This window comes from Gemmatimonadota bacterium, assembly GCA_041390105.1.
Taxonomy (GTDB): Bacteria; Gemmatimonadota; Gemmatimonadetes; order Longimicrobiales; family Gaopeijiaceae; genus JAGQIF01.
On the sequence record JAWKQO010000003.1, the window covers coordinates 77,327 to 89,995 of the forward strand.

Below are 12,669 nucleotides of genomic sequence, written 5' to 3' on the forward strand. Positions count from 1 at the left end.
AACCGTGGAGAGCGCGCTGGCACCGCCCCTTCTTGAGCGACCGCCTACCGCGCCCTGCGCCTCGGACGCCGCCGCCGCGGGCGGGTGCCGTTGTCGGAACCGGGAACGGCCGCCGCCCCCGAGCCCCGCTGCGCTGCACGCGTGGAGCGAGCCGGCTTCTCCGTCGCGCGCACCTTGTTCGTGGAACGAGCCCGCTTCTTCGCCGCGCGCGCCTTGTCCTCGGCCTTCCTCGCACGGATCACGGCCACGCGTTCCCCCAAAGGGATCTCGAGTGGGGCATCGGCCTTGGCATCGTAGCGGAATCCCTCCAACTGCAGTCGCGGTAGCGCCTTCCCCACCGCCTTCTCGATGCGACGCAGATCGGACTCTTCCTCGGGCGCGACCAGCGTAAAGGCCTCGCCGGTCAACTCGGCGCGTGCCGTGCGGCCGACCCGATGGATGTAGTCCTCAGGGACCGTGGGCACGTCGAAGTTCACCACGTGCCCCAGTGCCTCGACGTCGATGCCGCGGGCAGCGATGTCGGTCGCGACCAGGACCTGGAACTCCCGGGCCTTGAACCCCGCGAGCGCACGTGTGCGCTGCGCCTGGGAGCGGTTGCCGTGGATGCGCTCCGCGGTGATGCCATTGCGGTTCAGCAGCCGGGCCACACGGTCCGCGCGGTGCTTGGTGCGGGTGAAGACGAGGGCGTCGTCCATTCTGCCCTGCTTGAGGAGCTCGGTCAGAAGCTCGCTCTTCAGGTCGGCGGCAACGGGGTAGGCGGCCTGTGTGACGCCGGCAGCAGGTGCAGCCTTCCGCTGCAGCGCGATCCGAACCGGACTCCGCAGGATCGTGCGCGTGAGCGCCTCGATCGGAGGCGGCATGGTCGCGCTGAAGAACAACGTCTGCCGCGGCGTGGGGATGTGAGCGAGCACTCGACGGATGTCGGGCAAGAACCCCATGTCCAACATGCGGTCGGCTTCGTCGAGCACCAGCAGCTCGAGGCCGGTCAGTGCGGCGTAGTCGTGCTGGAAGTGGTCGAGGAGACGGCCAGGCGTCGCGATGAGGACGTCGGAGCCCTTGCGGAAGGCCGTCGCCTGGCGGCCCATGCCGACGCCGCCGTGGATGGCGTCTGCACGAATGCCGGTATGGCGGGCCAGACCCCGCAGGTCGTCGAGGATCTGAAGCGCCAGCTCCCGCGTGGGCGCCAGCACCAGCGCGCGCGTCGTACCGCGCGGCCTCTCCACCAGGTGATGGAGCACGGGAAGGAGAAAGGCGGCGGTCTTCCCGCTGCCCGTGGCCGCGCAGGCCAGGAGGTCACGTCCCTCCAGGGCCGGGGGCAGGGCCGCGGACTGGATGGGAGTCGGGCGTACGAAGCCCAGGTCACCGACACCTCTCAGAAGGGTCGGGTGCAGCTCGAATGTCTTGAACAACAAGGTGTTTTCCACTGAAGGTGCGCACCGCGCACGGGCCGGTCACTCCGGCCGGAAGGGCGGTCGCTGAGGTGTTGAGCAGGTGCAGTGCCCTCGGAACCGAGGGCTCGAGGCAGGATCCCGCAGAACCAAAGCATAGCAGGAACCGGGCCGTCGCGTCAGGCCTGAGGTCTCGGCCGGGCCTGGGATGCCCTAGGGGCCGACCGGCTCCGGAGGGCGCACACCCGAGCGAGGGGGTCGAGCGGGCGGGAATGCGCGGGTTGCGTGGTCCTGCCGCGCCACCAGCATGCTCAAGGTCTCCAGACGGTCAGCCGCCGCCTTGACGATGCCCATCCAGCGACGCCGGCGCAGGAGGAATCGGGACACCTGGACGCGGAGGACGGTGCTTCCTTCGATCGAGGACATCGCGAAGCGCAGGCCTTCCCGATCCCGCCACGCGATCTCGTGCTCCTCCAGCTGGACTTGCACCGACCCCTCCCGGTACGGCTGGAAAAGACGAACGATGCGCATGAGCTGATCGGAGGTCAGCTCCACCGGGATGTCTCGCACCGTAGCGAGGCGGGTGATCACCACGCCCCACTTCTGGACAGGAGGTCTGGGTTGCAGGTCGCTCATGGCAGCAACGCTCGTCATCGGCCGCGTGGGACGTGAGCATCGCACGGACCGGCGCCGTGGTCAAACGCCCCCGGAAGCGCCCTCGCGCAGGAGTCGACGGGCCTGCTCGACCACGGGGGTGGGACCAGCGCGGGAGGCGAGCGGCTCCAACAGAGCTCGCGCCTCGTCCACCCTTCCCTCCGCCGCCAAGGCGCGGGCGTGCACGAGGTCGAAGCTCAGGCGCTCCGGGTGGTCCGACGGCAGGGAGGTCGCGAAGAGGGGCTCCGCTTGGGCAACCAGGCCCGCCGCCTCGGACGAGCGGCCCAAGTCCAGGAGCAGGCTCGCGTAGTCGCGCAGGAGGGTCGCCGTCACATCGGGTGCGCCACCGCCGCCCGCCAGGATGCGCCGGCCCTCCAGGAAGCCGGCCTCCGACTCGCCGAAGCGGCCGAGCTCACGCCGAGCGTTCGCCAGATCGATCAGGACGGGCGCGAGGAGCGGATGGTCGGGGCCCACGAGCCCCCGCAGGATGGTCAGCGCCTCGATCAGCGTGGGCTCTGCCTGGGCGGGGTGCCCTCCCTGCAACACCGCCGTTCCCAGGTTCCCCAACGTGCGGCCCAGGATGTAGGGCTCACTCTGCGTGCGCAGCACCGCGACGACGTCCCGCAGCAGTGACTCCGCCTCGTCGAAGCGCCCCAAGCGGCGGTACGACACCGCCAGATTGTTGCGCACCTTCAGGATATCCGGATGACCGGGCGGCAGGAGCCGTTCGTACATCTGCAACGCTTCGGCGATGAACTCCACCGCCTCCTCGTTGCGGCCGGCACCGGACAAGGCAAAGCCCAGGTTGGCGATGGCCTGGGCCAACAGGGTGTGGTCACCCACGCGCAGGGACCGCTGCCCCGCCAGCACGCGTCGACTCGTCTCGATGGCGTCCTCTCTCCGCCCCATCATCCCGTAGAGAACGGACAGGGAGCTGAGGACACCCAACGTGGTCGGGTCTCCGTCTCCGTGGGCGTCGTGAAAGATCCGGAGCGCTTCGAGCAGATGGCGCTCGGCCTGGGTCGGGTCGCTACGCAGCGCATACTGGGCCCCCAACGCATTCCAGACCGCAGCCGTGGCTTCGTCGTCCGGACCCAGACGCTCCGTGCGGATCTGGAGGGCAGTGCGCAGCGCCGGCTCCGCCTCGTCGAAGCGTGCCTGCAGCGCGCGCAATCCACCGAGATCGAGGAGCGCCGTGGCGTATTCGAGACTGGTCTCTCCGAAGAGCCTGCGGGTCTCTTCCACGGCAGCCGTCCACAACGTATCCGCCGAATCATAGTCACCGAGCTTTGCATACACCGATCCGATCGCCTCCAGGACCGCTGATTGCACAGACGGGTCATCGGCGAGGTCCTCGCGGGCCCGTGCCTTCCCATTGGACAGGATGGTGCGCGCGGTGATGTCCAGGCCCTGGGCCTCGTTGGGGTCCGCCGCCTCGAACACGTCCACGAGAAAACTGGACACCGCCGTCGCTCGGTCACGCTCGACGCGCAGGGTGTCCCGTTCCCGAGCCAGCAGCACCGACTGCCAGGCGCTCGCCAGGGCCAGCGCGCTGATGACGACGAAGGAGAGGGCACCCGACAGCACCGCCCCACGATTGCGGCGTACGAACTTGCCGGCGCGATACGCGAACGTGTCCGGGCGAGCCCGCACCGGCAGGCCCGACAGGTGTCGCCCCAGATCCTCCGACAACTGCTCGACGCTCGCGTAGCGTCGATGGGGGTCCTTCTGCAGGGCCTTCAGGACGATGGTGTCCAGATCGCCCCGCAGCATCCGCGCGGCGATGTCGCGCTCCCGACCGGATGCCGTGGCGCTCAACGTCGTCGCCAGCGCCACGCTTGGCGCCGTGGGCGTGTGACCCAGGATCGCGTCTTCGAGCGAGCGGTTCGCCTTCCCCGGGTCAGGATAGGGGGAGCCGCCGGTCAGGAGCTCGTAGAGCAGCACACCGAGCGCATAGACGTCCGTGGAGGTGGAGACCGTCTCGCCGCGGACTTGCTCGGGGCTGGCATAGCGCGGCGTCATGGGGCGGAAGCCGGTGCGCGTCACTCCGACATCCATCCCCGCCGATTCCGTGTCCAGCAGCTTGGCGATCCCGAAGTCGAGCAGCTTGGGCTCTCCACCCCGGGTGACCAGGATGTTGCCCGGCTTGAGGTCGCGATGCACCACCAAGCGGCCGTGCGCGAAGGCCACAGCGTCGCACACCCTGCGAAAGAGCTCGAGGATCGCCCGCGGAGACAGGCCCTCGGCCGCGCAGTACTCGTCGATGGGCCGGCCCTGCACGTACTCCATCACGAAGTAGGGCACTCCGGCGTCCGTGGTGCCCCCATCGAGCAGCCGGGCGATGCCCGGATGGTTCAGCTCGGCCAGGATGCGCCGCTCCGTGCGGAAGCGCTGTGCGGTCTCGTTGTCGAGGGCAGCTCTCTTCAGCAGCTTGACCGCCACCTCGGCCGCGTGGACGTCGTCGGACCGCCGGGCCAGCCACACCGCACCCATGCCCCCTTCTCCAAGCCGCCGCACCAGGGTATACGGGCCCGCCACCACATCGGCGCCGCCAGGATCGGTCGGATCGTCCCCAAAGGCCCGATCCACGACGCCGCGCACACCGGAGTCGTCGCGCCCGTGGGCGTCCAGGAGCCGCTCGAGATCACGGCGCAGCGCGACGTCTCCCCCACAGCGGGCGTCGAGGGCGCCCGAGCGCCCTTCGGGGGGCAGCTCGACGATCTCGTTGAACAGGGCCTCCAGACGAAGCCAGCGTGCGTCGGTCATCGACTCCTCGGCGCCGCGGCCCGGGGCCGCGGAACGGATCTGGGGTGCTACCGCGAGAAGCGCCGAACGCGTAGCGATGCCTTCACGGAGCCCGGAACCCATCGGGTTCTGGGGGAATGCTGCTGCCGGCCGCGGGCGGGGGGGTGTCGTCCAGCACGGTGTCGGGTCCCAACTCGTCGGCGAGCCAGGCCTTTGCGAAGCGGAGGTCCCGGAACACGGTCACCGTGGAGAGCTCCAGCGCGGCGGCTACCTCCTCGTAGTTGAGGCCCCCGAAGTAGTGCAGCTCCACGACCCGGGCCTTGCGTGGATCCTGCTCGGCGAGTCGTTCCAGCGCCTCGTCGAGCGCCAGAAACTCCTCGGGCCGCTGGTCCACCGCGGCAAGCTGCTCGTCGAGGGTCATCGCCACCGCGCCCCCACCTCGCTTCTGTCGCGAGCGCGCTCGAGCGTGGTCCACCAGGATCGAGCGCATCGTGCGGGCGATCACCGCGAAGAAGTGGGCGCGATCGACATAGTCGATCTTCGCGTCCACCAAGCGCGCGTAGGCTTCGTGGACCAGGGCCGTCGGCTGGAAGGTGTGGTCGGGGCGCTCACGGCGCAGTCGCTGGTCGGCGAGGCCCTTCAACTCCGCATAGACCAGGGGGACGAGTCGATCCAGAGCCGCCGGGTCCCCCGCCCTCCACTCGTGGATCAGATGCGTGACGTCGTCGGACATGCACAGCTCGCCGGTTGAATGGACGGACGTCGGGCCGGGCGGAGGCGGCGCGGGCGGCCGATCAGGAATGTAGGAATCCGAGCGGGTTCGTCGATAGGAGGTCAGCGGCCCGGGTGGCCGTGCTCACACCAGACCAGGACGACACCATGCGTACCCGTAGAAGCACTCCGTTCGCTGCCCTGTGCCTCCTCATGGGAGCGCTTGCCGCCTGTGGCGAAGGCTCGCACGCCACCGATCCCGAAGGACCGTCGCTGACGGGCGAATGGATCGGCACGCTGAGGCTCTCATCCACGGTCTCGACCGTGATCAGCCTCTCGCTCCAGGAGACCGATGGAGCCGTCTCCGGCAGCGGGACCTGGGCCGCCTCCGGCAACGGGCTCTCCCTGCCCGTCAGTATCCGCGAAGGGGTCTTCACTTCCCCCCGAGCCACTTTCGTCATCCAGCAGGGCAGCTCGGCGGCGCTCCCCTTCACAGGCACGCTGAGCTCCGACGGCATGTCCCTCCAGGGCGAGGTGAACGGTGGCTCCGCCGGTTTCCTGGCGTTGGGGTTCGCACGCCGATGAGCGCGCGTGTGCTGGCACCTCGACGCAGTGCATCCAGCCTCCTGGCGGTATTCGCTTTCATGGCCGCGTGCGGCGGGTCGGGCACCGGCCCGGACGACGTTTCCTTGACGGGTTCGTGGTCCGTGCGCGACTACGACTACGGCACGGGGCCCGTTGCGATGACGCTCACGCTCGTGGAGGACGAGGACCGCTCCATCCACGGCTCCGGTTCGTTCAGCATCCCGTCCTGCAGCCCCACGGTGTATGCCGTGACCATCGTGGAGGGACGGCACGAGGGTGCCCTCTTCACCTACGACTTCCGGCTGAGCAACGGCGTCGGGTTTCGGTTCGAGGGCACGGTGACGGCCGACGGCAACCAGGCGACTGGCACCATCGGCTCGATCGGCTCGGCCTTCGGCAACAACGCCCGCATGGTCCGCGGCAGCCTGGGGGTGTCACCGGCCAGCGTCGTGGCCTGCCGTCCGAGCTCGTTCGGCGACGGTGCGGGACCGGGCTCGCGCGCGTGGAGTGTGTCATGAACACCGCCGCGACACGCACCCGAGCGGGCTGGAGCCGAACAGGCGGCCCGCACCGCGGTGCCGCCCCGACGGCATCGCCACGCCTGCTCCGGTCACTGACCCTCCCGGGATTCCGCCTTACGACGCTCACGGCCGCACTGCTCGGCCTCGGCCTCGCTGGATGCGACCCCGGCACCAGCCCGGAGGACGATCTCCTCAGCGGAGCCTGGCAACTCGACGCCACGCCCTTCGAGAGCCTTCCCGTCCGCGTCCGCATGACGCTGGTCGAAGATGCGGACGGTCGTCTGGGCGGCGCTGGGGAATGGGAGCAGTTCAGGTGCCGGGCCACTGGCTTCGCGGTCGTGCTGTCTGGCGTCCACCGAGGCGCACAGGTGTCGTTTCAGCTGAACTTCGGAGGTTCGCTGGTATGGCCGTTCGAGGGGACGCTGAGCAACGACGGAGCGCACGTCGTCGGGGCCCTCGGGACCTATCCCGCCTCTCTGATGCGGGCAGAGGGGGTGGCGCCGGCGGCCGCTGCGGCCTGCGTCACGCCCGCAGAAGGGGATGTGCGCGCGCGACCGACACACCCGTGGTGAAGACCACCCCTAGCGCGACGCGCCCAATGCCGCCGTCGCCTGATCGATCGCTTCGGCGATGGCCGTCAACGTCTCCGCGACCCGGGGCAGCTGGGCGGTGGCCGCCGTCCAGTCGCCGTCCAGCATGGCGTCCCCGAGAGCCGGCACCGGTACCGTATCCCAGAGCCGACCCGGCGAATAGAACTCGTTGCCGTAGTGCGGCCGCCCCGGAAGGCCGCCCGGCCGCAGGAACGCTCGTTCGACCTGGCGCACGGCCGCGTTGGCACGGGCGATCCGCTCCTGACCCGCCGGCCCGCTTCCCCTCGCGCGCGTGGCGTCGTAGCGCTCGGCCGCCACCCCCACCGCGGTGAGGGCGCGCTCCAGCATACCGAAGTCCAGCGGCGGAACGGAACGAGTGGCGGAGACGGGCAACCTCACGCCCGCTTCCACCGCCGATCGTCCGAGCGGACTGCGCGCGACTTCATGGCGTGCCCGTAGCCGCTCGTAGATTCGCCGGGCCCCGTCGACCTCCTCGCGGAGCGCGACGGCCAGCGGAGTGAAGCGAACCGGGAGGAGCTCCGCGTCCGCCAAGCGCATCAGGGCCACCCCGTTCAGTCGGGCCGCCGCCGCGCCGTACTCGAAGCCCGGATCTCCGAAGCGGCTGTACCAGGCGTGGTTGTCGTAGATGGTGTGGTAGGCGCCCAGGCTGAAGCCGCCACTGAAGCCGAAGTTGAGCGTGGCCACCCCGGCGTGACTGACGAACGAGTGGTGATCGGATCCGTAGCCCGGGGGCAGCATGCGCAGCCGCTCGGCGTCGGCATCGTAGGCGACCGAGTTGCCCGCCCCGCCCCCGAGCATCGACTCCACTCCGGCCAGGCGCGCCCGTTCGAGCAGGGAGAGGCCGGAAGCCGGATCCGTCACGGTGGCCGCCACCTCCGTCGCGAAGTCCGCCCAGGCGGACGACCCCGACGCTCCCAGGATCCCCGGCCCCAGCACGTCCGTGTTCAGATACGCGACCGCGTTGGCGGCGAGGTGGGAGGCGTGGGCCTCCACCCACTCGGTGGACCCGATCACACCCTGCTCCTCTGCGTCCCAGGAAGCGAACACGATCGTGCGCTTGGGGCGCCATCCCTCCTGGTACAGGCGACCCAACATGCGCGCTTCCTCTAGCAGCGCTGCATGCCCGGAGTGCGGATCCTGGGCACCGTAGACCCACCCATCATGATGGTTGCCGCGCACGACCCACTCATCGGGCCAGGTCGAGCCGGGAAGGGTCGCGATCACATCCCGGATCTCGATGTCGCGCCATTCGTAGCGGACACGCAGATGGGCGTCGGAGCGGGAGGGGCCGGTCCGGTAGGTGAGGGGTAGAGCCCCGCGCCACTCGGGCGGCACCACAGGACCGTCCAGGGCCGCCAGGAAGGGCTCGGCGTCGGCCGCGGAGAGCGGAAGCGCGGGAATGCGAGCGACGGTGTTGTCGGCCGAGTCGATGGACAAGCGGTCGGCGCCCGGCACCGCGGGTCGGAACGGAGTGAGGGGGTCCCCCGGATACTTTCCGTAGAGGATGCTGCCCCGCTCGACTCCGTCGGGCGTGCGTCCAGGCCCTTCCGGGTAGGGCACCGCGTCGAAGAATCCCGACTCCCTGGGATCGGAGAAGACGAGGACGGCGGCAGCTCCGCGCTCACTGGCCAGCTGCACCTTGCCCCCACGCCACATTCGACCGGCTCGCACCAGCACGATGCGGCCCACCACTGAGACGCCAAGGCGCTCGAGAGTGTCGTAATCCTCCCGCAGCCCGAAGTTGGCGTACACCACCGGCGCGGTAACGTCGCCGTCGGGCCCGTAGATGAAGTAGGTCTCCAGATGCTGGTCCTGCTGCGCGGAGTAGGGATCCCCGGGCAGTGGGGGCTCGTGCAACGCGGCCGCGAAGGGAGCGGGTCCCAGCAGATCCACCCTTCGTTCCACCGCACGCGGAAACGGGATGACGAAGCGTTCGATGTGGGCGTCGAACCCCCATGCCTGAAAGAGGTCGAGCGTTCGCTCGGCCACCACCTCGGAATACGGCGAGCCGGGGAAGGTGGGTCGTTCGGTGAGCGCGCGGATGCGCTCCCCGATCGAGTCGGGAGAGATGCCCGCCTGGAACGCCCGCTCCAGGTGCGGCGGATGACCGAACGACGCGGGAGCCTGGGCCAGGACACCGGTCGGAACGAAGCAGGCACTCGCGGTGCCTACCGCGACGGCGAGCTTCAGCGTCGTCACCTCGAGACCTCCTGAGCGAACATCACCTCGACTCCATCCGGGTCACGCACACCGAATTCACGCTGCCCGTAGAACGCCGTGTGCAGGTCCTGAATGAAGGGAACGGGGGGGCCGGACGGCTCCCGACCCTCCAGAGCCTCACGAGCCCAATGCAACTGGAGCCCGCGCAGGCGTTCGTAGATCCGGTCCAGTGCCTCCGTGTGGATCCAGAGCGTCAGACCCGCCGTGGGAGCGGTCCGGGGTGGATGCGCAGGAACGCACATGAGCTCGACGCCGTCGAGCACCAGGGACACGAAGTCGAGTCCACCCTCGTCGCCATGGCTACCGGACACCTGGAACCCCACGGCTTCGTACCAGGCGATCGAGCGCGCCATGTCGGTTACGCAGAGCATAGGCGCCATACGGGGACGGGCGTACGCGGGCACGGCGGGTTCGACACCATTCCCGTGGAGTCCCTCGTCCGGTAGCGCCGCCCCCGCCCGCTGCAGGGCCTGCAGGGCCGGCAGATCCCCGCGGAGCATCGCCACCTGCATGGGGGTGCGCCCTCGCGCGTCGCGGGCCTCAACGTCGGCACCCAGCTCGAGCAACACGTCGAGCGTGCGATAGTGCGCACCGGTGCGGAAGGTCCCGCCCAGCAACCCGTCCGGGGGAGCGATCACGTAGTGCAGGGCGCTCTGTTCCTGCTCGCTGGGCGAGAGCCTGCGGGCGAGTGCCATCGGGTCGTCAGAGACCACGGCACGGACCAGCGCTTCATCCCCCAGCGCAATGGCCGAGAAGACGTGATGACGCGCGCCGTGAGCCAGGAGCAGCTCCACCACCTCAGGCCGCGGATCGGCAAACACGGTGGCCCATCCGATCGGTTCCAAACGGTGGACATCGCCCTCACCGTGAACGTCTGAGCCTGCTTCCAACAGCGCCCGCACGGTCTCGACCGGGGCCCCACCCGCCGCGAAATGAAGAGGGAGGGCATTGTCGCCGAGCTCGCGGGCGTTCGGGTCCGCGCCTCGGGAGAGCAGAAGGCGCACGGCCGCCGGGTGGAGCAGCGCGCGGTGCACACCCGTGGCGCCGTCGCTGTCACGCGAATGGACGAGCGACGGATCCGCGTCCAGGAGGCTCTGAATGCCCTCCAGATCTCCCCGAGCGCATGCGGAGAGGAAGGCCAGCGCGGGTTCGGGCGGAATCGCATCGGGCATGCGCGACTCTACCGCCGCCGCCGCCGCCCGGCCAGGCAGGCCACCGCCCCGGGGAAGGCCAGCAGGCTACGCTGCGGCGCGCCGACTCGACCTAGGAAGTGGCCGGCGTCCGCAGGGGGGTCGACCCTCCCGCTGCCTCCTGCCCGGCCTGTTTGCGCACGAGCAGGTCCACGAGCGCCTCTCCCGCGATGGGTCGGCTGACCCAGAATCCCTGGATGAAGCGCCCACCCTGGCGGGCGAGGATCTGCGCCTGTTCCCGCGACTCGACCCCTTCCGAGACCACCGGGATCTCCAGACTCTGGGCCATCTGGATCACGCTCCGGACGATGGCGAGGTCCTTGTCATCGCGATGGCAATGCAAGATGAAGCTCTTGTCGATCTTCAGAATGGAGATCGGGAGGGTGCGCAGGGCCCCCAGCGAAGAATGCCCCGTTCCGAAGTCGTCCAGTGCCACACGAATCCCCCGTTTCGCCAGTGCCCGGAGCATTGCTACGCTCTGAGGGGGGTCTTTCATCACCACGCTCTCGGTGAGCTCGAGGATGATCCGCTCAGGCGGAAGGTCGGCCCCCTCGAGTTCCTGAGAGATCTTCTGTACGAGATGGGGATCCCAGAACTGTTGGCTCGACAGGTTGATCGAGATGTCCAGTCGTTCGCGCATCCAGGCCGGCCAGGTCAAGCGCTCACGACCGACCCGCCGGAGCGCCCACTCGCTGATGCGGCCGATGAGTCCCGCCTGCTCGGCCTGGGCGATGAAATGGCCAGGCAGCACCAGCGACCCATCCGACCGGCGCCAGCGGACCAACGCCTCCACACCGACGACCCGCCGGCGCCGCAAATCGAACACGGGTTGATAGTGGACGACGAGCTGTCCGTCCTCGATTGCCCGCCGTAGCTCGTTCTCGAACACCACCTTGCCTTCGTTGGTGTTCGTCATTCCTTCTTCGAAGAACTGGTACCGGTTGCGCCCATCTTCCTTGGCTCGATAGAGCGCGATGTCGGCGCGCTTCATGAGCGTCTCCCGGTCCCCTCCGTGGTCGGGGAAGATGGCGATGCCGATGCTGCCGCCCACGTGCACGGCATGGTCCCCCATGCGCACGGGCAGACGGAGGGCATCGAGGATGGAGCCCGCGACGTGGCTGACATCCTCCGGACTCCCGAGGTCGGAGACCAGCATCATGAACTCGTCGCCTGCGAGTCGAGCCACGGTGTCCTGGGCACGCACCCGCGCCTGCAGCCGCTCTGCGACGGCCTTGAGCAGCTCGTCGCCGGCGCCGTGCCCAAGTGTGTCGTTGACGTGCTTGAAGCGATCCAGGTCCAGGAACATCACGGCAAGCAGCTGGCTGGAGCGCTTCGCGCGCGCGAGTGCCTGACCCACCCGATCAATGAAGAGCGCACGGTTGGGCAAGCCGGTGAGCGCATCGTGGAACGCGTCGTGACGGAACTCCGCCTCGGACTGTTTGAGGGTGGAGACGTCACGAAACGCCCAGAGTCGAGCCACGCCCGTGGGGTGCCGGAGACGTTCCGTATGCAGCTCGAAGTAGCGCCCGTCCGCGAAGGGCAGCACCACCGTGATCGCCGCGTCCGTATCGGCCGCGACGGCCTGCAACACGGACTCGAGATCGCCAGGATCCCGCAACTCGAAGGAGATGTTGGGAAGCAGCCGGTCGAAGTGCCCCGCAGCCATGAGGGACTCCGGCAGGTTCCACAGGTCGACGAAGCGGCGGTTGTGGGCCAGGATGCCGCCCTCGCCGTCGACGACGATCAGGCAGTCCTTGCTCGCCTCCAATGCCGCTTGCCGGATGTCTCCGGCGGCGTCCGTGGCCGCCGGCCCCCCCGGCTCGCCGTCGTGCCGGTACAGAGCCTCGTTTAGGTCGGCCACAAAAGCTCGAACCTCCGGCAGGACCGGTTTCCCTGCCAGATGCCGCTTCAGGAGCGGTGTGACCAACGGGTGGAACTTCGTCACAGCGAGGCCTTTCCAGCGTGTCCTGGCGCTGTCGGACGGGTCGGAGGAATGGAACACGGCACCCTCCGTGCCAGAGTTCGCGGGCGCCGCGCGCGCTCC

10 protein-coding genes are annotated in these 12,669 nt (G+C 69.2%); 3 read left to right on the plus strand and 7 right to left on the minus strand.

Annotated elements, in window-relative coordinates; all coding sequences use genetic code 11:
- Positions 1 to 44: 44 nt before the first annotated feature.
- From R3E10_13455 to R3E10_13470, 4 genes are all read right to left on the minus strand, one after another.
- Entirely contained in the window at positions 45 to 1,409 is a 1,365-nt protein-coding gene (locus tag R3E10_13455) for a DEAD/DEAH box helicase (protein MEZ4416749.1), read from the minus strand.
- A 192-nt stretch (positions 1,410 to 1,601) separates the two neighbouring features.
- Complete coding sequence (locus tag R3E10_13460) at positions 1,602 to 2,024, minus strand: hypothetical protein (GenBank protein MEZ4416750.1); 423 nt, start codon at positions 2,022 to 2,024, stop codon at positions 1,602 to 1,604.
- Between the two features lie 60 nt (positions 2,025 to 2,084).
- Positions 2,085 to 4,808, minus strand: coding sequence for a tetratricopeptide repeat protein (locus R3E10_13465; GenBank protein MEZ4416751.1), 2,724 nt, complete (start codon positions 4,806 to 4,808; stop codon positions 2,085 to 2,087).
- A gap of 82 nt (positions 4,809 to 4,890) precedes the next feature.
- A complete protein-coding gene (locus tag R3E10_13470; GenBank protein ID MEZ4416752.1) occupies positions 4,891 to 5,520 on the minus strand; it encodes a sigma-70 family RNA polymerase sigma factor in 630 nt (209 codons plus the stop codon).
- A 146-nt stretch (positions 5,521 to 5,666) separates the two neighbouring features.
- On the opposite strand from R3E10_13470, the gene R3E10_13475 reads away from it, so the two are divergent.
- From R3E10_13475 to R3E10_13485, 3 genes are read left to right on the plus strand one after another with little or no spacing between them, the layout of a single operon-like run.
- Positions 5,667 to 6,083, plus strand: a complete 417-nt coding sequence (locus R3E10_13475; protein ID MEZ4416753.1) for a hypothetical protein — start codon at positions 5,667 to 5,669, stop codon at positions 6,081 to 6,083.
- The gene (locus tag R3E10_13480; GenBank protein ID MEZ4416754.1) at positions 6,080 to 6,601 is read left to right on the plus strand and encodes a hypothetical protein; all 522 of its coding nucleotides are present in this window, start codon (positions 6,080 to 6,082) and stop codon (positions 6,599 to 6,601) included. The genes R3E10_13475 and R3E10_13480 overlap by 4 nt, the downstream gene beginning before the upstream one ends.
- Positions 6,598 to 7,176, plus strand: a complete 579-nt coding sequence (locus R3E10_13485; protein MEZ4416755.1) for a hypothetical protein — start codon at positions 6,598 to 6,600, stop codon at positions 7,174 to 7,176. Before R3E10_13480 ends, R3E10_13485 begins: the two co-directional genes overlap by 4 nt.
- Positions 7,177 to 7,185: 9 nt before the next feature.
- Here R3E10_13485 and R3E10_13490 read toward each other — a convergent pair whose 3' ends face one another.
- The 3 genes from R3E10_13490 to R3E10_13500 all read right to left on the minus strand — a co-directional run bounded on the left by R3E10_13490 (position 7,186) and on the right by R3E10_13500 (position 12,627).
- Positions 7,186 to 9,414 (minus strand): M28 family peptidase, encoded by a 2,229-nt coding sequence (locus R3E10_13490; GenBank protein ID MEZ4416756.1) that lies wholly within the window; start codon positions 9,412 to 9,414, stop codon positions 7,186 to 7,188.
- The gene (locus R3E10_13495; protein MEZ4416757.1) at positions 9,411 to 10,607 is read right to left on the minus strand and encodes an ankyrin repeat domain-containing protein; all 1,197 of its coding nucleotides are present in this window, start codon (positions 10,605 to 10,607) and stop codon (positions 9,411 to 9,413) included. Before R3E10_13495 ends, R3E10_13490 begins: the two co-directional genes overlap by 4 nt.
- A gap of 91 nt (positions 10,608 to 10,698) precedes the next feature.
- Positions 10,699 to 12,627 (minus strand): EAL domain-containing protein, encoded by a 1,929-nt coding sequence (locus tag R3E10_13500; protein MEZ4416758.1) that lies wholly within the window; start codon positions 12,625 to 12,627, stop codon positions 10,699 to 10,701.
- Positions 12,628 to 12,669 lie beyond the last annotated feature (42 nt).

Coding starts and splice junctions, on each gene's coding strand:
- R3E10_13480 (MEZ4416754.1), top strand. CDS start 6,080: ATGAGCGCGCGTGTGCTGGCACCTCGACGCAGTGCATCCAGCCTCCTG.
- R3E10_13495 (MEZ4416757.1), bottom strand. CDS start 10,607: ATGCCCGATGCGATTCCGCCCGAACCCGCGCTGGCCTTCCTCTCCGCA.
- R3E10_13465 (MEZ4416751.1), bottom strand. CDS start 4,808: ATGACCGACGCACGCTGGCTTCGTCTGGAGGCCCTGTTCAACGAGATC.
- R3E10_13470 (MEZ4416752.1), bottom strand. CDS start 5,520: ATGTCCGACGACGTCACGCATCTGATCCACGAGTGGAGGGCGGGGGAC.
- R3E10_13485 (MEZ4416755.1), top strand. CDS start 6,598: ATGAACACCGCCGCGACACGCACCCGAGCGGGCTGGAGCCGAACAGGC.
- R3E10_13475 (MEZ4416753.1), top strand. CDS start 5,667: ATGCGTACCCGTAGAAGCACTCCGTTCGCTGCCCTGTGCCTCCTCATG.
- R3E10_13460 (MEZ4416750.1), bottom strand. CDS start 2,024: ATGAGCGACCTGCAACCCAGACCTCCTGTCCAGAAGTGGGGCGTGGTG.